The sequence below is a fragment of the Candidatus Hydrogenedentota bacterium genome, assembly GCA_018005585.1.
Classification (GTDB): Bacteria; Hydrogenedentota; Hydrogenedentia; order Hydrogenedentales; family JAGMZX01; genus JAGMZX01.
Genome location: JAGMZX010000067.1, coordinates 1 through 22,940, shown reverse-complemented (window position 1 = coordinate 22,940; position 22,940 = coordinate 1). Strand labels below are relative to the sequence as shown.

Genomic DNA, 22,940 nt, shown 5'->3' with positions numbered 1-22,940 from the left:
GGACGTCAAACAGCGTCGGGAACGACGGGCCATAGATATCCGTATCGAGCACGCCCACGGCATGCCCTTCGCGCTGAATCGCCCGCGCCAGGTGGCCCGCCACGGTCGATTTTCCCACACCGCCTTTGCAGGAAGACACCGCAATCACGGTGTCCACCTGGTCGAGTCTGTTGACGCTGGGTTTTTGTTGGCGCTGCGAGGGCATGGCGGTCATGGTCACATGTACGGCCTTTACGCCAGGCAGGACGGCGACCGCTGCCTGTGCCTGCTCCCGGAAGCGTTCTTTTACCGGGCACGCGGGCGTGGTCAATTCAAGCGTGAACGCGACCTCGCCGCCTTGAATGTTCAGGTTCTTGACGAATCCAAGCGACACGATATCGCGGCCCAGGTCCGGGTCGATGATGTGCTGGAGCGCATTGAGAACGTCTTTTTCCGCTGGCATAACGTGGTCTTTCCTTGTTCCGCCTTGTTATCGCCCCCAGAGAGGCCGTATCTTAGAGACCAGCCCGCGCTTTTGTCCAGTCCGTGCCCGCAGTTCCTTTCAGGGAAACGACAAAGACGGGTCCCGCATTCCCCGGCGGCGGTGGGCTTGAATCCCCCGGGCGGCGGGTCTATAAGAAGGTTCGCTTATGATGGCCGTTCAAGTGGAGCGATTCCCGTGAAAACGCTATGGTCCAAGTATTATTGCCTCATCGCGGCATTCATGATTCTGGAACGTGTCGCCGTTGCGCAGGTCGCGCTTCAATTGCCTGAAATCTCTCCCGAGCCGCAGGACGTCCTGTGGACCTACGACGAGCCCCGCTGGCTGGAATGGAAACGGTTGACAGGCTTCTTCCTGGAGGACCGCTGCAAGTCGCTCGAAGCGGGGATACGCATGCTCAACGCGCGGGCGGGGGAGCTGGGCCTGGAGCCTTTGCCGGCGCACGGCCCGAAAGAGGCAGGCATGGAGAAGGGCATCATGCTTGCTCTGGGACCCGACGCCAAGTCCGACGCCGGGGAGGGGTTGTTCATGGGCATTCCGGTGCAGGGGTATCACATGCTGGTGTCGGACTCGTCGGTGGGTATTGTCGCCGATGGCCTGCCCGGCCTCTTCTACGGCCTGATGACCTTGCACGCGCTCTTGTCGGAGACGGGCCGAGTGCCCTGTGTAAGTATCCGCGACGCACCGGACATGCCCTGGCGGGGCGCATATATCGGCGGCGGCAACGTGCCGGGCGGTTCGATTGAAGAAGCCGTCTCCCGCATGGCGGCCATGAAGGTCAACTTCCTCGTTTTTGAAACCAGCGACTTCTATCACCTGGATAACCCGGAGACCGCGGACCGCTGGCGGCGTGTCGCGCAACGGTGCCGCGAGCATTTCATTGAGCCTGTCCCGGAACTGCAAAGCCTCGGCTGGGGCGGCGCCGTGCTGAAAATCGAACCGCGCGCCGTCGAAGGCCTGACGGTTGAGCGGCAGCCGTGCGTGGTGCGCAAGGGCGTTCTCGAACCGGCCGCGCCCGCGCAGCCGCCGTCAGCGCCGCCCCTTGTCAATGTCGTCTTCACCGAAGCTTCGCCGCTCACCATTACGGACAGCGGGGGGAACGTCGTCTACGAGGCGGGCAAGGATTATCGTGTTGCCGCCGCGGGGACCGAAGCAGCGTCTCCGGCCATCAAGCCGCCCTATGCCGCCGATGCGCGGCCGCTGTGCATCGAAGCCATGGAAGGCGGGCGGCTCCAGGAAGGGGATACCGTGCTGGTCACTTACGATTATGCGCCGCCGGACAGCGTCACCTGTTGCCCTTCTGAACCGCTCTATCAGGAGGTTATGCGCAAGGCCATTCAGGCCACGATGACCTGCATGGAACCCCGGTTTCTGCACATTGGACACGACGAGCCCCGGTGTCTGAACCGCGACCGGCGCTGCAGGGTGCGCGGGCTCAGCAACGCGGACCTGTTCGTAGACGACGTCGCGCGCATGCTGTCCTTCGCGCGCGAAGCCAACCCGCAAGTGCGCCTCATGATGTGGGCCGATGCCGTAAACCCCTTCCATAACGCGCCGCAGCTCGCATTGACCGGCGCCGCCGAGAAACTGCCCCGCGAAATCATTCAATGCCTCTGGTTCTACCATCACCCCGACCCCAGCCGGCTCGTCGAGCAGTCCATCGACTATTTTACGGACCTTGGCTTCTTTGTGACCGGCTCGCCTTGGTTCGACCACCAGAACGTGCATCACTGGACGACAGCTCTTGCGACCCGCGTCGTGGACACGAGTCGCGTCCTTGGCTTGTTGTACACGAGCTGGAATCATCCCGAGGTCGACCCGTGGCAAGCGCTGCCTACGGCCGCCGAGTACAGCTGGTCGTTCGACAAGCCGGATTTCACGGTCTATAGAGCGCGACAGAGGAAGCGATAGAATGATTTTGAAATATTTGCGTGTATTTGTAATCTTTTGCGATCTCATTTTGGCCTGCGGTTTGGCCGCTGCCCAGCCCTCTGTGAAACAGGGCAGTTCCCTCTATCCCGAAGCCTTGGTGCAGCAGCTTCGGACCCGAGCCGCCACCGACCCATGGGTGAAGGAGGTGCGCGATGGCCTGGTTGAGGCGGCGCAGTGGTGGGCCCGGCAGAGCGATGACGAGTTGTGGCGGCTCATGTTTGGGGCGACGATTACGCGCTCCTGGATGGTCTGGTCGAACGGGCATTGTCCGGCATGCCAGGAAAGCGTCCCCATGTACAACTGGAAGATGGATGCGCTGCACCGGCCCTGGAAGGTCCAATGCCCGCATTGCGAGGCATTCTTTCCGGCGAACGATTTCAAGGCGTTCTATGATTCCGGTCTCGATGCCCGGGGTGTGTTCGATCCCGCGCGTGCGGACAGGTCGCTGCTGTTCAACGCCGAGCACCCCGACCCCGCCGACCCGAAGCATCTGTTCGGAGTCGACGACGGCGAAGGCTACGTCTCTGGTGACCACCGCTGGCGCTTCATAGGGGCTTACCTGATCTATGGGCAATGGAAACAGGCCATTGTCGCCGGGGTGCGTATCCTGGGCGCCGCGTATCTGTTGACGGGCGACCCCATCTATGCACACAAGGCGGGCGTGTTGCTGGACCGCATCGCGGATCTGTATCCGGAGTTCGATTTCAAGCAGCAGGCACTGGTCTACGAGGTGCCGGGCGCCGCGGGCTATGTTTCGACGTGGCACGATGCCTGCGAAGAGACGCGGGAACTGGCGATGGCCTACGACATGGTCTTTGACGGGATTCGTGAAGACGCGGCGCTTGCCGCGTTTCTCGCGGAGAAAGCCGCGCGGCACGGACTTGCGAATACGAAGGCGGCGCCTGCGGACGTGCTGCGCAACATCGAAGAACGCATCCTGCGCGACGCCCTGACCATGCGCCCGAAGATCACGACCAACTATCCGCGCACGGAGATCGCCGTCGCGCTGATGCTGGCCGTATTGGACCCAACTGGCAACAAGGCCGCTTTCGATGAGGTGGTGGACGCCATGCTGACGAAAGCCACCGCCGTGGACGGCGTCACGGGCGAAAAGGGGCTTGCAGGCTATTCTTCCTTCACGATTGCGGCGTTGGCGATGTTCCTGGCTGAGATGGACAAGGCGGACCCGGATTTCCTGGCCGCGGTGTACGCGCGTCATCCGCGCCTGCATGATACGTTTCGTTTCCATATCGACACGTTGTGCCTCGACCGCTACTACCCGATGTCCGGCGACACGGGCGCGTTCGCCATCATGTGCCCGGAATACAAAGGCATGAATTTCTCGAAGCCCGGGTTTACGGGGCTGACTTCCTGTGCGTGGACCTTCCTGCCGCCGTCGTGCTTTTCGTTGCTGATGCGCCTGTATGAACTCAGCGACGACGTCGACTTCGTCCGCGTGGCCTGCCGCGCGAACGGCAACAGCCTGGACGGCATACCCTGGGACCTTTTTGCTCCGGAACCGGACGCGGCCGCTTCGAAGATGCGAGCCTTGATTGAGGAACACGGCAGCGCGCTTCGCCTGCCGAGCGTCAATAAGCAGGAATGGTGCATTGCCATCCTGCGTTCCGGCGAGGGGCCGCACGAACGCGCGGTCTGGCTCGACTACGATTCCGGCGGCGGGCACGGCCATCACGACGGCATGAATCTTGGCCTCTTTGCGGAGGGACTCGACGTGATGCCTGAGTTTGGCTATCCGCCCGTCCAGTACGGCGGCTGGGGTTCGCCGCGCGCCGCATGGTACACCATGACCGCCGCGCACAATACGGTTGTTGTCGATGGAAAGAACACCGCGAAGGGAAGCGGCACAACAACGTTGTGGGCGGACGGCAGCCGGTTTCACGCCATTCGCGCGTCCGCGCGTCCGTTGAACCGCGACAATCGCTACGAACGCACCGCTGTTCTGGCTGACGTGTCGCCTAAGCAATGCTACGTGGTGGATGTCTTTCGTGTCGATGGCGGATTGCAGCAAACGAAGTTCATGCACAGCCATTTTGGCTCGGTGGAAACCGGGGGTTTAAACCTTGCCCCCGCGCCGGATTACGGCAATAACACGCAGATGCGCAATTTCCGAATGGACCCGGCCGCCCCCCCCGGCTGGCGCGCCGACTGGGTCATCGAGGACCGGCTTGGCTATCTCCCCGAGGGGAAACAGGTGCGCCTGCGTTATACCGATTTCACGACGCAGGCGGCGGCGGGGCTGGCCGAGGCATGGGTCGTCGCGGGTTCCTTCGACACGAACGCGGAGACCTGGATCCCGCGTGTGGTCGTGCAACGCAGTGCGCCCGAGGGGCAGACGCTGGCCTCCACCTTTGTCGGCGTGATCGAACCTTACGAGGACGCGCCCGCGATTGCGCGCATGGAACGCGTCTCGTTGACAGATGGTTCCGGCGCCGTGTTGTCCGACCGGCACGTGGCGCTGACCCTGTATCTCAGCGATGGACACCGCGACGTGCTCGTGTTGCGCGACCCTGAAGACCGGCCGGAGGCCGCGTGCCGTGTGGCTGGGGACCCGGTTATTGAGACCGACGCCGATGCCTGCCTGGTTCGCTTTGACGCGGATGGCGTCATCCAGTATGCCGCGGTCGCGGAGGGTTCGCGGCTGGCGGTTGGGGCGCAGCTCTTCGAGCAGCCGCAGCGGGAGGGTTTCTGGGAGCCGGTTCTCTGAACAACTCCGGGTCAGGCGGGGCATTCCTCGAGCAGGTTCGCGGCGAGCAGCGCGTCGGCGGCCGCGCGCACATGGGCGAAATCGACACCGGACTTTCGCGCGATATCGAGCAGCGAATGGGCGCCGTCGGAGTAATTCAATACCCAAAGCATGGCCATTTCGAGCGCCTTCGTGTCCGTCTTACCGCCGATGGCCGTGTAGAGGCCGCGTTTGCCTAACTGGGGTTCGCATTTCGGGTTCAGGTTTCGGTATACGCCGTCATTTTCCAGAATCTCAATTATGCGGGCCAATTTCCCGTAGGAATCCGCCAGCGATTCGGAATGCACGAAGTCCGGGTTGTCCGCGCTGGTATGGTATTCGGGATACCGGCCCGGCGGCGTACGCATGAAACAGCCGACGGGCAAATTGAAGCCCGGGCTGCCGTATTGGCGCTCATCGTAGCCGTAAGGCGTGAATTCCTGGACCTCATGAGGCTGCCCCGAATGCTCAAGCACGTACGCCGCGCAGTGGTCGATGGCTGCATCGCCGCGGCGGCTCTTCTTGTACGTCGAGTGTCCCTTGTCTCCCAGACACGCGAGCACCAGCCCGTGCCGCATCCGCGCGGCCTCTTGTTCATGGTGCGCCAGCCACGCAATCGCGCCGACCGTGCCCGGCGCGAACACGAAACGATAAGTAAGGCGGTGTGGCACCTCGCGCAACGCGCGAGCCAGGCACGCCGCGATCGCGAGACCGGAGAGATTGTCGTTCGCCAGCGACGGGTGGCATGCATGCGCTGAAAACAGGAATTCTTCCGTGCCTGTCCCCGGCAGCAGACACTCGCCGTAACTCATGGAACCGTTGGTCAGCGTGGCGTCGATACAGACCTCGTAGTCGCCGGGCGGCAGCGCATCGAGCCGGCTTTGAGCCAGACAAAAGCCCCACTGCTCCCGGTAATACGAGGTGCGATAGGGAATCCAATCCGGATGGTCCGGCAGCGTGTGGCAGTGTTGTCTGAGCACTTCGAGCGGGAGGGTCCGCTTGACGGGCGTGCTGTAGCCCAGCACGTGGAGATTGTGTTCCTGGAAATCGACCACACGCCGGCCCGCGGCGTCGCTTACATACGCGTCATGGATGTTCCATTCCATCGGCGCGGTCCAATCAAACAGCGGCGTGCCCGTGGCTATTTCGTGAAGCTGCAGCGGGATTATCGCGCCGATGCGCCGCAACTGCTCGCGCAACCCCTCGCCCGTAATACTGCGGCATATGGGATACCACGCGGATATCAGGCCGTGCAATTCGCGACCCAGGGCTTCAAGGTCGAGTCCGCCCGTCAGTTCGCCGATCTTCATGGTTGGACCCTCGACGGTATGGCCGGCCGCCGCACTATTCGTAAGGCTCCTGCTGCGGACGCACGATCACATCCGTCATTTCCGCATTAATGGGCAGCGTAAGCGCGGCGATCACAACCTGGGCCACGTCCTCCGGCTGGGGAAACAGGGTGGGGTCGTATTTCTTGCCCGCGCTTTCCTGAATGGCCTGTTGCAGCGCGGTTGCCGTCTTTCCCGGGTAGACGGTCAGCACGCGGACGCCATCACGGGCCACTTCCGCGCGCAAGCCGTCGGCAATGGCGCGCAAGGCGTACTTCGTCGCCGCGTACTGCGCGATGTTGGCCCAGACGGTAAGACCGGCGCGGGAGTTGATGAAAACGATCTGGCCGCGTCTGCGCCGGATCACGGGCAGGAACAGACGCGTCAGTGCGTATGGCGCGAGCGTGTTTACGCGGAACTGCCGCAACAGCGAGTCGGCGTCCACGTCCTCCACGGAACCGCCTTCGAATACGCCTGCGCTGTGCACCAGAATGTCGAGCCGTCCGAAATCGTCGTCCACGGCGGCTTTGAGGCTGTTGATGTCCTCTTCCTGGGCCAGATCGGCGATATAGGTGTGGACGGATACGCCGCCCGCGGCCACGCGCGCGGCTACGGTGTTGAGCCGTTCCGCGTGACGCGCCACGAGCGCGAGGTGTACCCCCTTTGCGGCCAGCGCGACCGCGACCGCGGCCCCGATCCCGCTGCTTGCGCCGGTGACCAGCGCTACATTGTCCTGAAGTTCCCGCATAGCCGATTATCCCCCAAAGTCCGGATAGTTCCGGTCTCGTTCCGAAATTACCGCAACGGGCGCGGGCCAGACAATCCCGAAAACGGGGTCATCGTAGCGGCAGCCGCGTCCCGCGCCGGGTTCGTAAAACGCGCTCATCTGATAGAACACTTCCGCATGGTCCGTCAGTGTGAGAAACCCATGAGCGAAACCTCTGGGCACAAAGAGCATCCGCCGGTTTTCCTCCGTGAGGTCGACAGCGACATGTTGCTTGAAGGTCGGGGAGCCGGCGCGCAGGTCGATGATGACGTCGTGAATAGCGCCGCGGGTGCATCGGATAAGCTTGTCTTCTCCGTGCGGCGCGGCCTGGAAGTGCATGCCGCGCAACGTGCCCTTGCACCGGTTGTAAGAGATGTTGCACTGCACCCAATGCGGACGCAGACCCTGTGCCGCGAACTCGCGCTCGCAATAGCTGCGCGCAAAAAAACCCCTGTCGTCCTCAATGCGTTCCGGGTCAATGATAAAAGCGTTTGGTAATGCCGTGGCCGTGAAAATCACAACAGTGCTTCCCGCGGTTCCTGTCCCTGTCGCGTCCGCACCCCTGACATGCTTGATGCAAGGATGCGGTCAGCGGTGTGAGATGCGGGTCATTATACCGGACGCATGCCCCAAGCACCACGCCCGATTCCGGCGCGAGAACCCCGGCTGTAGCCTTCGCGGGCCCGCTCAGGACCGCAGCCCGTATGGGCGGCTGAGGACGCGATGCCCCGCATCCGGCAAGCGCCGCGCGATATGCCTTCCGGAGTGACCGTATGCGCCCGTGACAGCGTGCAATTCCGGCGTGCTCATCCTGAAGCCCCCATGTGCTGCGGGCAGAACGGCGTGTCTGCCGCTTATATTGGCGCAAGGGCTTCCTCGAAGCGATGGAGCAGGTCCTCGGGCGGTTCGAGGCCGACGGAGACGCGGATGAGGTTGCGCGAAACGCCCAACGCCTCGACCTGTTCGAGTTCGCCGTAGTGCGCCAGCAGCGTGTACGGACAGGCGAGGGTGAAGTTCGTGCCGAGGCTGGGGCCTTTGTTCACGCGCAGAGCGTCGTAGAAGCGCGGCGCCGACGCGTCCGCGTTTTTCAGGACAATCGACAGGAGGCCTCCGAACCCGCCGCCGGGCCGGTGTACCTGCTCGTAGTGGCGCGGCGTCGTGTACTTGGGATAGTAGAGCCGTTCGACCTTCGGGTGCGCCGCCAGGAAATCGGCCAATTGCTCGCCGCCCCGGTTGATAGCCTGCATGCGCTCGGGGAAATCACGCGCGTACGTCTCCAGCACCGAGGCGTCCTCTTCCCAGAGCAGGTCTTCGTGGCGTTCACGCAGGAAAGCGGCGAACCGGTCGTGAAACGGCGACGCGCCGTTCAGGGTCAGCGAACCTGCCATGACATCGCCCGCCCCCGCCACGTATTTCGTCAGGCTGGTCACGATGGCGTCGGCGCAGGTGCGCAGATCAACGTTGACATAGGTGCCCAGCGTTTCATCGACGACGAGGGGCACGCCCTGCTGCCGGACGGTCCCCGCGAGACGCAGCACGTCCACGCTCGTGAGAAGGGGGTTTCCCGCAAACTCGCAAATGACGCCCGAGACGCGCTCCCGCGCGAGCAGCGCCTCGACTTCGCCGATGTGTTCCGCGTCTCCGCTGGGGAAGAAATGCACGCCGGGCGCGGTCTCGGTCTGGACCTTGAGGACGTCGACATAAGGAAAGCCTGCCTGGACGCTTTTCAGGTTCGGCGCGCATGCCTGAAGCATGCGGTGCGCTTCCGCCAGCGCGGCAATCCCCGTCGGATACAAGAACACATCCGCGGCGTCCATCCCGCTGAACCGGGCCAGCCGCTCGCGCAATGTCAGCTTTGCCCCGGCCGGGACCGCCGACCGCCCTTCGAGGGCGGCCTGCGCCTGCCTCGAACTGACAATCTCGCCGAAGTGTTGCCAGAACCGTTTCCCCGCGTCGAAACACGCCGCCGGCAACAACACGGCGAAAATGTCGTGCGCGCCGCAGGGTTCGGCCCGGCCCTCGGCCCCCGTTTTCGCGTACACGAAGCGCAGGCATCGCTCGGCGACGCGCCGCGACGGAAACGCCAGCGCAATTTCACCTGCACGGCCGAAACGGCTCAGACAGTCATCAAAAAGCTGTTTCACGTAAGGGTGAAATACGAAACGCGGGTAACCGCAGGCCAGCGCATTCAGTACGGCGGGGTCCTTCTCCTCATAGCCGACTACGTGCCTCCAGAGCGGCAGCGCCATGGATGTTGCATGGACGGCGTCCGGGATCGGTTTGCCCAAGTCTTCCTTCCGCCATAGCGGGTCCTGGTGCAGATTCCTCTGTTGTGCGGTCGCGACCATGCAAGTATTCCTGAAGCAATGCTCAGTGGAACAGTCCGGAGTGACTGCCTATGCCCGCGCCGCCTGACGCTTTTCGTGCGAAAGAGGCCAGAACGTCACCGAAGTACGCGCTTGCACGCCTCGATGGCCCTGTCAAGCGCGTTGTCATCGATGTCCCGGTGGAACACGGCCCGAATCAGATTTGGGTCATGCTCCAACACGAGCACCTCCTGTTCCGCCAGCGCCGCGACTACCGCCGGACCGTTGTGGACCTCAAAGTACACTATGTTGGTCGGCGATGGCAAGTTAAACGTCACCCCTTGCGCTTCGAGTGCCATACGAAACGTGCGCGCGCGGCGATGGTCCTCGCGCAGACCCTCTACGTGGTGTTCGAGCGCGTATACGCCTGCCGCGGCCAGGATGCCGACCTGGCGCATGCCTCCTCCGAGCATCTTGCGAAAGCGCAAGGCGCGGTGAATGGTCTCCCGGTCCCCAACCAGCATGGAACCAGCGGGCGCGCCCAATCCCTTGGACAGGCAGAAACAGAGCGTGTCGCAACACCGCCCGTATGCCTGGGGAGATACATCCAGCGCTATGCTGGCATTGAAGATGCGCGCGCCGTCGCAGTGCAGCTTCAATCCGTGCCCGCGGCAGACTTCGGCAACGGCTCGCACCTCTTCGACCGTATAGCACGCGCCCCCGCCGCGGTTGGTGGTGTTCTCTATACTGACAAGACGTGTGTGTGCATAATGCGGGTCGTCAATAAGATTAATCTTTTCAAGCACTTGTGAAGCTGAAAGCTTGCCCAGGCGGTCCGGAACGGGAACGGGGAGCAGCCCGGCGATCATGGCGATATTGGCCGCCTCGTAATGAAAAGGATGGGATTCCTCGCTGAGAATAATGCTGTCGCCCGGCCGGGTCTGGGAGAGAAAGGCCGTCAGGTTGGCCATTGTGCCGCTGGGCAGAAAGAGGGCGGCCTCCTTGCCGAACAAGGCCGCGCCACGCGCCTGCAGACGGTTGACCGTGGGGTCTTCCTCATAGACGTCGTCGCCGACCGGCGCGGTGGCCATGGCCTCGCGCATGCCGGGAGAGGGTTTGGTTACGGTGTCGCTGCGCAGGTCGATCATGGTATGTGTCTCCCCGAGTGCTGACCGGTCCGCCAGTGGAAGACCGGCAAACGCGGGCGGATTATAGCGCGTGCAGGAGAAGGGAATGAAGAGGCCCGGAATAAGACCGAGTGGGGCGGGCGTCTCCGCGTGCCCCGCCGCTTGGCCGGGGAAACACGGCTTACGGGATTGGGGAAGCGGACACAACGGCCTGCCCACTGGCGGCACATTGATTTGGCAAATTGATGTGTGGAAAGACCGCGTGTTACGCTATATGGGCGGGGACGCTGTGGCGCAGGAACGAGGGATGCGCCGCGAGAAGCGCTCCGCGCGGTCCAGGTGGGCGGTGCCCGCGATTTACAGGCCATTCCGGGAAGAATGAGCAATAAAGAGCAGATTTCATGAAACAGCGCGCTGTGCTTGCGTTTCTCATACCGCTCGCGTTGGTCTTCTTTATTGGGGGATTGTGGTGGTTCCGTAGCGGTTCGGAAACGACGCTGAAGCCGGAGCGACTCCTGCTGGACGAGCACGCCTCCGGCAATGACCAGGTGGGGGGCTACGGGAAAGAACTGGAAAAGCCGCTTCGGGTGATTGTTGAGAGTCCCGTTCAACCGGGGTTGTTGGGTGGGGCCGGCGAGCGCTATGCGGTTGAGGGGGTACGTGTCCGTTTTGAAGTCGAGACGCTGGATGGGGGCGAGTTGTCGACAGGTCATGCAAGGGGTCCGGAGGCGCAAGACTTTCAGCGGGCCGTGGAGACGCTGACCGACGCCGCGGGCGCCGCCGCTGTCCGGTTGCGTCTTGGACGCCGCGCGGGGGACGTGACAGTCGTGGGGTCGCTTCCCGACTATCCCGATATTCCGCCGGTCACGTTTCGCGCCGCCGCTGGCATTGAGCAGCGGCTGAGCCGCCCCGAGACCACAACGGGCGGCACCATCGACGAGGTGGGACTGCGCTTGGTGGACCGCGAAGGGCGGCCGGTGCAGGGTGTGGAAGTGTATTTCCGCGTTGAAGGTCACAGTCAGGGCGCCGCGGTGGAGCACCAGATGCGGCGGACCGGCGCGGATGGCTGGGCGCTGACGACGTGGACGCTGGGCAAGAACGTTCAGCAGTATTTCCTGTCCGCGGAGGTTCGCGACGGGCGCCCCTCAAAAGCGGGCGACCCGGTGAACGGCATCGACGACGAGGACCGGTTCCGCGCACGCGCGTTTGAATTCGAGGCCATGGCCATGAACAAGGTCCAATTGGGCATGGTCCTTTTCGGCGCGTTGGCCGTGTTCATCTTCGGCATGAAGATGATGTCCGACGGGCTGCATCATCTGGCCGACCGGCGCCTGAAGCAAATCCTGGGTTTCATGACGCAGAACCGCTTCATGGCCGTCATGGCCGGCATGCTGGTCACGGCGGTCATTCAGGCCTCCGGCGCGACGACGGTGATGGTGGTAGGCTTCGTGAATGCCGGCATTATGACGCTCACGCAGGCTATAGGCGTAATCTGCGGCGCGAATATTGGCACGACAGTGACCGCCCAGATCATTTCGTTCAATCTGGACAACATGTCCTACCCGGCGATCACCGTGGGCTTCATCCTGTTTGTGTTTTTCAAGCGTCCGCAAGTCAAGGCGCTCGGAGAAACCACGCTCGGTTTCGGTCTGCTCTTTCTCGGCATGATGACCATGTCGAACATTCTGAAGCCGTTGCGCTACAGCCCCGAGTTCGTGGCCTGGTTTCAGCTTTTCGACTGCACCCCCGGAGAAAGCGGCTTCATGCCGCCCGGGGCGGTCCTGATGTGCATCCTTATCGGCACGGTCATGACGATTATCATTCAATCGAGTTCGGCGACGGTCGGCCTCGTGATGGCCTTGGCGAGCCAGGGGCTGGTCAGTTTCTATACGGCAGTGCCGCTGGTGCTCGGCGACAATATCGGCACGACCGTAACCGCGAATCTCGCGGCTATCGGCGCGAACCGGAACGCGAAACGCGCGGCCATCGCCCACACCTTGTTCAACGTGCTCGGAACGATGTACATGTTCGGCCTGTTTTTTGTGCCCTTGTGGAATGGGGAACCGTTGTTTCTGGGATTGGTCGACGCCTTGACGCCGGGCCGGGTCTTTACGGAATACCCCGAGAACATCATGCGTCATGTCGCGAATGCGCACTCGCTTTTCAACATTGCGAACTGCATTCTGTTTCTGCCCTTCGTGGGGCTGCTGGGGCGAATCTGCCAGACGATTATTCCGATTACGGACGCGGACCGCGACACGGTCATGCGTTATCTGGAACCGCGCCTGCTCCAGACGCCGTCGATTGCCCTGCAGCAGGCGATCCGCGAAGTCACCTACATGGTCCAGAAGGGGCAGAAATCCATCAATGAGAGCTGCGAGTTCCTGGTGGATAACAAGCCGCAGTATGAAGCCACCGTGACGGAGCGCGAAGAGGTTATCGACCGGCTGCAACGGGAGATTTCGGAATACCTGGTCGAGTTATCTCAGCACGACTTGAACGAGATCGAAATACAGCTCATGCCCGCCCTGATCCATATGGTCAATGACGCGGAACGATTGGGCGATCACGCCGAGGAAATGCTGGAATTGCGGCACATTCTCGAGGAACACCGCCTTCAATTCTCGCCGGAAGCCCGGGAGGGCATCCTCTCGTTGCTTGAAATGCTGAACCGGCAGTTCCGAAATGTGTATTTGCTGCTGCAGGAGGGCGCGCATCATGGTCTCACGGACGTGCGCGCCATTCAGCGGGAAATCCAGCAGTTTATCCGCAGATCTACAGAGGATAACGTCAAACGGCTTGATGAGGGGGTGCAGAACGTTCAGGCCGGGGTCATCTACATGGACGCGCTGAACCATCTCGAACGCGTCAACGACCACCTCCTGAACATTGCGGAGCGCGCCGAACGCGCCGCCGCGGTGACCGCGTCCTGATCAAGACGGGCATGCATCCGCGAAAGCGCCCGAGCAATTCCCGCGGTTCACGGGGCCCCGCCCTGGTCCGCGGCATCGCTGCGCCACACATTGCCCAGATAGGGCGCGCTTGGCGGCGCGGCGGTGCCGATGATTCCGCGCAGGGCGTCGCGGATGTCCGGGCGCAGTTCTTCGTGGTCGAAGACATCCAATGACAGGAAAGCGGCGGCGCAGACGCGCGCGTCCTCACCGACGTGCAGCTCGCCGCCGGAAGCCTCGGCGGTGAACACCAGGTTCACGATGTGGCGTCGCCGGTCGGGCGGGATGGAGTCGTGCGACAGCACCAATGCGCCGGGCCGCACGTCGAGGCCGGTCTCCTCGCGGACCTCGCGCACGAGCGCCTCGCCGAGGGTTTCGCCATATTGCACGCCGCCGCCGGGCAGCATCCAGTAGCGGTGTCCCTCCTTGGCGTGTTCGACAAACAGGAGCTTATCCTCGCGTTGCACCAGCGCGGCCACGCGTATGCGCGGTTCCGCTGGGGTCGACAGCCGCGTCTTAGCAAGCGACGTACTCTTGGATCTGGCCATGCAGGGCTTCCTCGATTTCGGCATCGATCAGGATATCGTTTCCGTCGTAGGACTGGCTGATCACGCGGCCGTTCCGGTGAACGCGCGCGAGCACCGCCGCCTTGCACTGCGGAATGCGCAGGCGCACGCGGCGGCGCGTCGAGGCGAACTGCCGGTCGATGATGTCCAGCAACCGGTTCAAGCCCTCGCCCGTATGCGCGGAGACAGCCACGTCGTTTTCGCGCGCCGGGTCGACCAGCGCGGCCACTTGTTCTGGAGACAGCTTATCGATCTTGTTGTATACCTTGACCGCGGGACGGTCCAGCGCGTTGATCTCGCTGAGCACGCTGGACACTGCGCGCACATGTTCTTCCGCGGCGGGATGCGCGGCGTCGATGACGACCAGGAGCAGGTCCGCCTCATTTACGACCTCGAGCGTGGCACGGAAGGCCGCCACAAGCGTGTGGGGCAGTTTGCGCACGAATCCCACGGTGTCGGCCAGCAGAAACTCGCGCCCGCTCGGCAGGACGCACTTGCGCACGCGCGGGTCGAGCGTAGCGAAGAGCTTGTCCTCGACCAGCACGCCCGCTCCCGTAAGTGCGTTGAGCAGCGACGACTTGCCCGCGTTCGTGTAGCCCACCAGCACAACCTTGCCGGTTGCGCCGCGTTCGCGGTTTTTGCGCTGCACGGTCCGGTTGCGGCGGACGGCGTCCAGTTCCGCGCGCAGGCGCTGAATGCGCTCACGGATACGGCGCCGGTCGATTTCGAGTTTTTGCTCGCCGGGTCCGCGCACGCCGATGCCGCCCTGCTGCCGCATAATCGAGCCGCGGCCCGCGAGTCGCGGCAGGATGTAGTTCAACTGCGCCAGTTCGACCTGGAGCTTGCCTTCGCGCGTCTGTGCATGCTGCGCGAAGATGTCGAGAATAAGCTGCGTACGGTCGATCACCTTGCAGCCGATGGTGTCTTCGATGTGCGCGCCCTGGCGCGCCGTGAGCTCGCCGTCGAAGACGAGCGCATCCGCCTGCAACTCCGAAACGAGCGCCTGGATCTCTTCGAGCTTGCCCTTGCCGAGAAGGGTGGCCGGGCAGGGTTTCGGCCGGTGCTGCACAACCGTGGCGGCGACCGTCGCGCCGGCCGTCCATGCCAGCTGCCCCAATTCCGCGAGGGATTCTTCCACCCGTTCTTCCGGCGCGCCCGGCAATGCGAGCGCGGCGAGAATCATCCGCTCGATAATGGGCGGCCGCGGGAGTTCTACAAGTTTCTGTTTTCCGTCCGTCTGCATATCTGCGCCTGCAAGAGTCAGTTTGAACCTCCCGGTATTGTAGCGCACGGACGCATACGGGAAGAAAACGGGCGGGTAAGCACGCGAATCCTATCCAAACGCGTGGCCCGCGAAACCAGACCGGGCGCGCAATGGTCCGAATTGCCAGCACGTGACGTCAGAAGCCTTGTTTTTGGGAGGGACGCTGATGACGCGGCGCCGGAAGACCGCATTGTGGTTTGTGGCGGCCCTATTGCCGGGTTTTCTTTCCGCTTGCCCGGCTCCTCAGGACCGGACTCCGTTTATTCCCGCCCCAGGCGCCTACGACGCGCGGATCCTGAGAGACACTTGGGGCGTGCCGCACATCTTCGGGAAGCGGGACGTGGACGCCGCCTACGGTCTGGCATACGCGCACTGCGAGGATGACTGGGTGAACCTCGAGGACGCGGTGCTGATAGCGCACGGACGCATGGGCGCGGTTCATGGCCGCGAATTCGCCAAGTTCGACTATCTGCTGCGCCTGTTCCGCGTGCGCGAGTTTGTCGATGCGAAGTACGAGTCCGAGCTCAGCGCGGATACGCGCGCGCTTTGCGAAGCCTACGCCAGCGGCATAAATCATTTCGCGGCGCTTCATCCCGGCAAGATGCCGCACATCACGCTGCCGGTCACTGGGAAGGACGTCGTGGCCGGCGCGGTTTTCAAGGCGCCGTTCTTCTATGAACTGCACAGAGTGCTGGAGCAGTTGCTGGCAGCGGAAGGCGGCATGCCAATCGGGGAAAAGGGAGTAATGCGCCGCGCCGCGCCCGGCGCCCGGTCATGCGCCCCGCTGGAACTGGAATGGGGTTCGAATGCGTTCGCCGTGGGCCCCGCCCGCTCCGCGGACGGCGCGACGCGCCTCGCCATCAATTCGCACCAGCCGTGGACGGGGCCCGTGGCGTGGTACGAGGCGCACGTGCACAGCGAGGAAGGCTGGAACATGGTGGGCGGCACGTTTCCCGGCGGACCGGTGATTTTCAGCGGTCACGATGAGAACAAGGGCTGGTGCCACACGGTCAATCGCCCCGACCTGGTGGACGTTTACGAACTCAAGGTCAACCCGGACAACCGTAACCAGTACTGGTTCGATGGCGCATGGCGCAATTTCCGTCGGGACAAGGCGCGGCTTACAGTCAAGATAGCCGGACCCTTGCGGATCACGGTGAAACGCGAGTTGTTGTGGTCGGCGCACGGGCCCGCGTTCCGGACGCCGCGCGGCGTGTTCGCTGTCGCATTCGCGGGTTACGGCGAAGTCGGGCAGCTTGAACAATGGTACCGCATGAACAAGGCGCGCAACCTGGACGAATTTCTCGCCGCCATGCGCTCGGTCCGCCTGACTTCCCTGAACACCCTGTACGCCGACAAGGACGGCAACATCTTCTACGCGTACAACGGCATGTTCCCTGTCCGCGCGGAAGGGCACGATTGGACCCAGACGCTGCCGGGCGACACTTCGGCGCTGCTCTGGCAGGGATTCCACGGGTTCGAAGCGGTGCCGCAGGTGTTCAATCCCCCTTCCGGCTTGCTCGTGACCTGCAACAGTTCGCCCTTTCAGGCGACGGACGGGCCAGGCAATCCCGACCCCGCGGACTTTGGGGCGGATCAGGGCATCGAAACCCGCATGACGAACCGGGCTCTGCGCGCGCTCGAGACTTACGGGACCGACCCGTCTATTACCCGCGATGAATTCTGCGCGTACAAATTCGACACAACCTATTCCGAACATTCCGAGATGGCGCGGTTTATCGCCGAGGCCCTCGCGGCGGAACGCCCCGAAGATACGGAACTCGCGGACGCGTTCGCGCTGTTGCGCGGGTGGGACCGGACTGCCGGCAAAGACAACCGCGGCGCCGCGCTTGCCTTGACGGCCTGGACGGAATACCACCGCCAATCCCGCAAGGCTGCTGAGCGAGAGGACGTGCGCGCCTGCGTCTCGCTGGCCGCCGCGCGCCTGCGCGAACATTTTGGCCGCCTGGACGTGCCGTGGGGCGAGGTGCTGCGGCTGCGCCGGGGGACCGTGGACGCAGCCCTCGGTGGGGGTCCAGATTGCCTGCGCGCCATTGACCTGTACGCTGAGGACGACGGGCGGTTCACGCCCACCAGCGGCGATTGCTATGTCTTGATGGTCGAATGGGGGAAGGACGGGCAGGTGCGCTCCGAGAGCGTACATCAGTTCGGTGCGGCCACGGTAGACCCGGATTCGCCGCACTACGCGGACCAGGCGCCGCTTTTCGCCGAGGAGGGGTTCAAGCCAGCCTGTCTCACGGAAGAGCAAGTGCGCGCCTGCCTCCAGGCCGAGTACCGCCCCGGCGAGGAGACGGAACCCTGGTATGGCCGGCGCTGACGGTAATTGGACCTGTCAATAGCCGCGTTTCGCGTGGAACGCCTCTTTAGTGCGAAGAAGTGTAAGGAGTACCGACCGTGATTCACAGAGCACCGCGCTTGCTGCTGGCGGCCGTAACGGGGGCATTGGTCTTGTCGGCGTGCCCGCGGGATGTCGACCGGTTTGCGGCCGGCCTTCCCCCTCGCGGGAAATATGACGTGACGATCCTGCGCGACGAATACGGGGTGCCGCACATCTACGGGAAAACGGATGCGGATGTCGCCTACGGTCTTGCGTATGCCCACTGTGAAGATGATTTCGCCACCCTGCAGGAGTCGCTCTTGACCGCCCGGGGCGAGATGGCGGCCCTGAACGGGATTTCCGGCCTTCCGACGGATTTTCTCGTGCGCGCGATGAAGGTCCGGGAATTCGTCGACGCAGGCTATGAGAGCGCGCTTAGCGAGGCCGTGCGCGCGGTTTGTGAGGCCTATGCGGACGGCGCAAACCACTACGCGGCGCTGCACACGGACGAATGGCTGAGCCCGCGTTTGTTTCCCGTGACCGGGAAGGACGTCGTGACCGGCTTTGCCTTCCGCATGCCTTTCTTCTACATGCTGCACAGGCACCTCGGACAAGTGATGTCCATTCGCAAGCAAGGCGTGAGCACCCACGCGATGAACGAAGGCGCCGATTCGCCGTTGCTGGATGACACGCGGGAATGGGGTTCAAACGCCTTCGCCGTGGCGCCGGGCCGTTCCGCCGACGGCTGCACGCGCCTCGCGGTCAATTCGCATCAGCCGTGGACCGGTCCCGTGGCGTGGTACGAGGCCCGCCTGCACAGCGAGGAAGGCTGGGACATCGTGGGTGGCCTTTTCCCCGGCACGCCGGTTGTCCTGCATGGCCACAACCGGCATCTGGGCTGGGCGCACACGGTCAACATGCCGGACCTCTGCGATATCTATCGCCTGACGATCAATCCGGAGAACCGGAACCAGTATTGGTTTGATGGCGCCTGGCGCGATTTCGATACGAAAGAAACGCGCATTCCGGTAAGACTGCTCGGCCCCCTGCGCCTGCCCGTGCGCCGGCACTTGCTGTGGTCCGTGCACGGGCCCGCGATTCGCACGAAAGAGGGCGTATTCGCGATAGCCTATGCCGGTTTCGGCGAGATACGCGCCGTGGAACAGTTCTTCCGCATGAACCGCGCCACGGATTTCCAGGAATTCCGTGACGCCATGGCGATGCGCGCGACGCTGGCGATGAATACGGTCTACGCGGACGAGAAGGGGAATATCTGGTACCTCTACAACGCGCTGTTCCCGATGCGCGACGACGCCCACGACTGGTCGGGCACGCTGCCGGGCGATACCTCGGAGACCTTGTGGAAGGGCTATTGGCCGTTCGACCAGTTGCCGCAGGTCTTCAATCCACCCTCCGGCTTCGTACAGAACTGTAATTCGAGCCCCTTCGAGACAACATTCGGCGAGGGCAACCCCGCGAGGGGCCGGTTCCCGTTGTGGCTTGGCATCCCCGAGAAGATGACGAATCGCGCGGTACGCCTGCACGAGCTTTTCGGGCCGGACACGTCCGTCACGCGCGACGAATTCTACGCTTACAAGTTCGATTGGGTTTATTCGAGGCAGTCCCTGGCCGGAGATTTGATCGCGCAGCTCGAAACCAGGGACAGTTTTGACGATCCGCTGATGAATGAGGGCGTAGCCCTCCTCAAGAACTGGGATTTCAGCGCCGCGCCCGGCAGCATCGGCACGGCGGTCGCAGTGCTGACCTGCGAACCGGTCGTGCGCGCGATGCTGCTTGGCGGCACGGCGCCCGACCCGGTCGAAAGCCTGCGGAAGGCGGTCCATTTCCTGCACAAACACCATGGCCGGCTCGATGTTCCCTGGGGCACCGCAAACCGGATCGTGCGCGGCGACGTGAACATGGGGCTTGGCGGAGGTCCGGATACGCTCTATGCCGTGTATGGCAGCAAGCAGCCCGACGGCACGCTGCACGGGCATTCCGGCGACAGTTATGTGCTCCTGGTCGAGTGGGACCCGCAGGGCCGCGTTTCGTCACGCAGCCTCCACAATTTCGGCGCCGCATCGACCCGGCCGGAATCGCCCCATTACGCCGACCAGGTCCCGCTGTTCGTGGCGCGCAAGACCAAACCGGTCCACTTTGAGGAGAGCGAGTTGCGTGAGCACCTGACGGAATCCTATCGGCCCGGCGAAAGGGGCCAGAGCTAAAGGCCGGCGAGCATTCTCCCCGTCAAGACGGTCCATCCCGTCCAGGCTCATACTCTGCCGCGACTGGACCCGGGCATCCAGGACTTGATAGTCTTGCTTTCGTGCATACAGGCGCACTCTACATCATTTTTGGCTTGGGTCTTGCCACGACGACCGCCAGCCAGAGCGCGGTCGTCCCGGGTTTTGTCGTGGAGGACGGTCAGTATGTGCCGCTCCCGTCTCAACCGCCGGCCGGATTGGCGCCAAAGCCTTGGTTTGTGCCCTTTCCGCCGATGCCTGGCCTGGAAGAGAACCCGGTCACGCCGGAGAAGGTGGAACTGGGCCGCCTGCTTTTCTTTGACCCGCTCCTCAGTGGCGACAACACGATGTCCTGCGCCACGTGCCACCATCCGGATTTCGGTCTTGCAGACGGACGTGGCAAAGCCATGGGTTTCGGCGGTAAGGGGTTCGGGCCCGACCGCGCGGGCGGCACGCTACTGGGGCGGCAGTCGCCGACTCTTTGGAACGCGGCCTATAACGCGCATCAGTTCTGGGACGGACGCGCCCGGTTGCTCGAACATCAGGCCGCTTTTCCGATCCAGGCCCCCGACGAGATGAACCAGGACGCGGACGAACTGGTGGACGAATTATCCGCGATACCGGAGTATGTGCGCCTGTTTGAGCAAGTCTTTGGACCGGACGGCGAGCCGGTCACTTTCGAAAACGTTACAAAGGCTGTTGCCGTCTTTGAACGCACGCTGCTCACGTTCCGTTCACGCTTTGACCGTTTTGCCGCGGGCGAAGAGGAGGCGCTTACCCCAGAGGAAAAGCGCGGTTTCGAGCTGTTCCGGTCCGATCGCATGCGCTGTATCCAGTGTCATCATCTTCCCACGTTCAGCGACACGGCATTTCGTGTGATTGGCGTGCCCGAGGAAGAAACGCCCGATCCGGGGCGCGCGAAGGTTCCCGGCGAAGGTCCGTTCGGCGCGTTCAAGGTTCCTGCGCTGCGGAACGCGTCCGTTACCGGTCCTTATATGCACAACGGTCATTTCGACACCCTTGAGAGCATCATAGATTTTTATGCCGGCGGCGCGGGACTCGCCAACGAACCGCCAGCGGAGAACGTGGACCCACTTATTCGCCCGTTCCGTATCTCCGCGGAGGAGAAAGCTGCGTTGGTCTCCTTCCTGAATGCGTTGACCGACCTCTCGCTGCAGCCTGCCCCGCCCGGCGCAGTCCCTTCGGGATTGCCCGTCATCCCCGTGGGTTCCAGGTTACGTAACGCGCCTTGACCGCGACTGGTCTCGTTGGGGGAGAGTTGTACGACCTGTATTGCTGAAACCCGCTCTGGATTAGCGGGAATGCTCTCCTCAGCCAGGACAATATACGAATAGTCCGCAATCTCTTGGATACGAAAATCGTTAAAACCCATTTTAACCTGATAATTATAAGAAAGTATTGACAGAAGGCTCCTCCACCATTTATCCTGAACGCGTGATGAATGGGTCTCTGTAGTTCCGGTCTCATAACGGGTGTATCCCAAGGAGGTACTCTGGTCATGCGTCGCAAAGGGTTTACGCTAATCGAACTGCTGGTGGTAATCGCCATTATCGGCATCTTGGCGGCCATTCTGCTGCCCGCTCTGGCGCGCGCCCGTGAGTCGGCGCGCCGGGCATCATGCCAGAACAACCTGAAGGAGATGGGGCTGGTATTGAAGATGTATGCGAATGAAGACCCGGGCGAACGCTTTCCGCCGAAGTCGATCGACGCAGGCAACTTCTTCTTTTCCATTAATGTTACGTATCCCGAGTACCTGAATGACCTTGCGGTTATTTTCTGTCCGTCGGATGCCGACGACACGCCGGGCGAGTTTCTGAATGAAGGCGGCGACTGGGTGGACGCGAATGGCAGGGTGATTGTCGCGCTGCCGGATAATGATCCGCGGCTTCCCGGATGGGTCGCCTCCTCCGGCGTTGATACGTCCGACCGTTCCTACATCTATCTCGGTTGGGCCGTGCGGGACAATTCGTGGATCGTGCCGATCACCGACATGTCGAACTTCTATCTGACGACGCTGCTCATACCTTGGCAGACGGCGCTGGCTACACAGAACCAGGCGCAGTTGGACGCGGTTCAAAGGACTACCGACTCGGACATCTCGTACACACACACGGCTGGAAACAGCCGGATTGCGCCAGGGACTGAGTTGACGTTCTACCGGTTGCGCGAGGGCATTGAGCGGTTCCTGATTACGGATATCAACAATCCCGCCGCGACGTCCATGGCGCAGTCGACTCTCGCGACCATCTGGGACGTGACGGGCACGGACACGGCCATTTTTAACCATGTGCCGGGCGGCAGCAATGTGCTGTACCTGGACGGGCACGTGGACTTCCTGCGTTATACGCAGCGTCCGGGTATGCCCTCGGACGCCTCTGGAACGGAAGAAGACCAGTTCCCGGTCAGTGCCGCGTGGGCTACGATAGCCGAATTGGTGCTAACGGCAGGCGGCTGATCGCGTTTGCTTGGGAAAGAATTGCGGACCCTCTCCGGTGAGGCGGGGGAGGGTCCGCAGGCTTTGTGAGTCAATTCAGGGGTTACGTTCAACCTCAGCGATCACTTCCGCGAGCACGTCGGGATGGTCCGTGATGATGCTGTCCACGCCCAAGCGCAGGAGCCGGAGCATCTCCTCGCGGCTATTGACGGTGTGCACCTGCACGAACACGCCCTTGCCCTGGATGGCGCGGACCTCGTCCGCCGCGAGGGCGTAGTGCCGTTCGAGGTCGTCTGGCAAAGCCAGGAGCGTGTCTTCGGGCGTGTAGCCGGCCCAGTCGCCGCTGCGCAGCGCCTGCAACATGCGGATGCCGCTGCCGTAGGTGAAGCAGGTGGCGATTTCGGGCGCCGTCTTGCGGATGTAGCCCATGAGCCCTTCGT

The 22,940-nt window shown here is 62.9% G+C and carries 16 protein-coding genes and 1 pseudogene; 8 read left to right on the top strand and 9 right to left on the bottom strand.

What is annotated here, in order from left to right; all coding sequences use genetic code 11:
- A partial coding sequence (locus KA184_12680) for a DUF59 domain-containing protein (protein MBP8130426.1) occupies positions 1–442 on the bottom strand: 442 nt, incomplete at its 3' end.
- A gap of 216 nt (positions 443–658) precedes the next feature.
- On the opposite strand from KA184_12680, the gene KA184_12675 reads away from it, so the two are divergent.
- Positions 659–2,392, top strand: coding sequence for a hypothetical protein (locus KA184_12675; GenBank protein MBP8130425.1), 1,734 nt, complete (start codon positions 659–661; stop codon positions 2,390–2,392).
- 1 nt (position 2,393) lies between these two features.
- Positions 2,394–5,138, top strand: a complete 2,745-nt coding sequence (locus KA184_12670; GenBank protein ID MBP8130424.1) for a heparinase II/III family protein — start codon at positions 2,394–2,396, stop codon at positions 5,136–5,138.
- A gap of 11 nt (positions 5,139–5,149) precedes the next feature.
- On the opposite strand, the gene KA184_12665 is transcribed toward KA184_12670, so the two are convergent.
- The 5 genes from KA184_12665 to ltaE form a co-directional block, all read right to left on the bottom strand.
- Positions 5,150–6,466, bottom strand: coding sequence for a DUF4910 domain-containing protein (locus tag KA184_12665; GenBank protein ID MBP8130423.1), 1,317 nt, complete (start codon positions 6,464–6,466; stop codon positions 5,150–5,152).
- A gap of 34 nt (positions 6,467–6,500) precedes the next feature.
- Complete coding sequence (locus KA184_12660) at positions 6,501–7,232, bottom strand: SDR family oxidoreductase (protein MBP8130422.1); 732 nt, start codon at positions 7,230–7,232, stop codon at positions 6,501–6,503.
- A 6-nt stretch (positions 7,233–7,238) separates the two neighbouring features.
- Positions 7,239–7,769 (bottom strand): dTDP-4-dehydrorhamnose 3,5-epimerase, encoded by a 531-nt coding sequence (gene rfbC, locus KA184_12655; protein MBP8130421.1) that lies wholly within the window; start codon positions 7,767–7,769, stop codon positions 7,239–7,241.
- Positions 7,770–8,104: 335 nt separating this feature from the next.
- The gene (locus tag KA184_12650) at positions 8,105–9,598 is read right to left on the bottom strand and encodes a PLP-dependent transferase (protein MBP8130420.1); all 1,494 of its coding nucleotides are present in this window, start codon (positions 9,596–9,598) and stop codon (positions 8,105–8,107) included.
- Between the two features lie 95 nt (positions 9,599–9,693).
- A complete protein-coding gene (ltaE, locus tag KA184_12645) occupies positions 9,694–10,704 on the bottom strand; it encodes a low-specificity L-threonine aldolase (protein ID MBP8130419.1) in 1,011 nt (336 codons plus the stop codon).
- A 380-nt stretch (positions 10,705–11,084) separates the two neighbouring features.
- Between ltaE and KA184_12640 the strand changes: the two genes are divergently transcribed.
- A complete protein-coding gene (locus KA184_12640; protein MBP8130418.1) occupies positions 11,085–13,616 on the top strand; it encodes a Na/Pi cotransporter family protein in 2,532 nt (843 codons plus the stop codon).
- A 47-nt stretch (positions 13,617–13,663) separates the two neighbouring features.
- Here KA184_12640 and KA184_12635 read toward each other — a convergent pair whose 3' ends face one another.
- Positions 13,664–14,113: an NUDIX hydrolase gene (locus KA184_12635; GenBank protein MBP8130417.1), complete on the bottom strand. Its 450-nt coding sequence runs from the start codon at positions 14,111–14,113 to the stop codon at positions 13,664–13,666.
- A gap of 37 nt (positions 14,114–14,150) precedes the next feature.
- Entirely contained in the window at positions 14,151–15,443 is a 1,293-nt protein-coding gene (hflX, locus tag KA184_12630) for a GTPase HflX (GenBank protein ID MBP8130416.1), read from the bottom strand.
- A gap of 187 nt (positions 15,444–15,630) precedes the next feature.
- Here hflX and KA184_12625 point away from each other — a divergent pair, with 187 nt between their 5' ends.
- The 5 genes and pseudogenes from KA184_12625 (at position 15,631) to KA184_12605 (ending at position 22,521) form a co-directional block, all read left to right on the top strand.
- Positions 15,631–17,802 carry an acylase gene (locus KA184_12625; GenBank protein ID MBP8130415.1) on the top strand — a complete coding sequence of 724 codons (2,172 nt, stop codon included), beginning with the start codon at positions 15,631–15,633 and terminating at the stop codon, positions 17,800–17,802.
- Between the two features lie 77 nt (positions 17,803–17,879).
- Complete coding sequence (locus KA184_12620; GenBank protein ID MBP8130414.1) at positions 17,880–20,027, top strand: acylase; 2,148 nt, start codon at positions 17,880–17,882, stop codon at positions 20,025–20,027.
- 101 nt (positions 20,028–20,128) lie between these two features.
- Positions 20,129–21,298: a cytochrome-c peroxidase gene (locus KA184_12615; protein MBP8130413.1), complete on the top strand. Its 1,170-nt coding sequence runs from the start codon at positions 20,129–20,131 to the stop codon at positions 21,296–21,298.
- Positions 21,299–21,564: 266 nt separating this feature from the next.
- A pseudogene (locus tag KA184_12610) lies at positions 21,565–21,867 on the top strand (prepilin-type N-terminal cleavage/methylation domain-containing protein).
- A 189-nt stretch (positions 21,868–22,056) separates the two neighbouring features.
- Complete coding sequence (locus tag KA184_12605; GenBank protein MBP8130412.1) at positions 22,057–22,521, top strand: hypothetical protein; 465 nt, start codon at positions 22,057–22,059, stop codon at positions 22,519–22,521.
- 75 nt (positions 22,522–22,596) lie between these two features.
- Here KA184_12605 and KA184_12600 read toward each other — a convergent pair.
- A partial coding sequence (locus KA184_12600) for a hypothetical protein (GenBank protein ID MBP8130411.1) occupies positions 22,597–22,940 on the bottom strand: 344 nt, incomplete at its 5' end.

Coding starts and splice junctions, on each gene's coding strand:
- KA184_12670 (MBP8130424.1), top strand. CDS start 2,394: ATGATTTTGAAATATTTGCGTGTATTTGTAATCTTTTGCGATCTCATT.
- KA184_12665 (MBP8130423.1), bottom strand. CDS start 6,466: ATGAAGATCGGCGAACTGACGGGCGGACTCGACCTTGAAGCCCTGGGT.
- KA184_12660 (MBP8130422.1), bottom strand. CDS start 7,232: ATGCGGGAACTTCAGGACAATGTAGCGCTGGTCACCGGCGCAAGCAGC.
- KA184_12650 (MBP8130420.1), bottom strand. CDS start 9,598: ATGGTCGCGACCGCACAACAGAGGAATCTGCACCAGGACCCGCTATGG.
- ltaE (MBP8130419.1), bottom strand. CDS start 10,704: ATGATCGACCTGCGCAGCGACACCGTAACCAAACCCTCTCCCGGCATG.
- KA184_12640 (MBP8130418.1), top strand. CDS start 11,085: ATGAAACAGCGCGCTGTGCTTGCGTTTCTCATACCGCTCGCGTTGGTC.
- hflX (MBP8130416.1), bottom strand. CDS start 15,443: ATGCAGACGGACGGAAAACAGAAACTTGTAGAACTCCCGCGGCCGCCC.
- KA184_12625 (MBP8130415.1), top strand. CDS start 15,631: ATGACGCGGCGCCGGAAGACCGCATTGTGGTTTGTGGCGGCCCTATTG.
- KA184_12605 (MBP8130412.1), top strand. CDS start 22,057: ATGTCGAACTTCTATCTGACGACGCTGCTCATACCTTGGCAGACGGCG.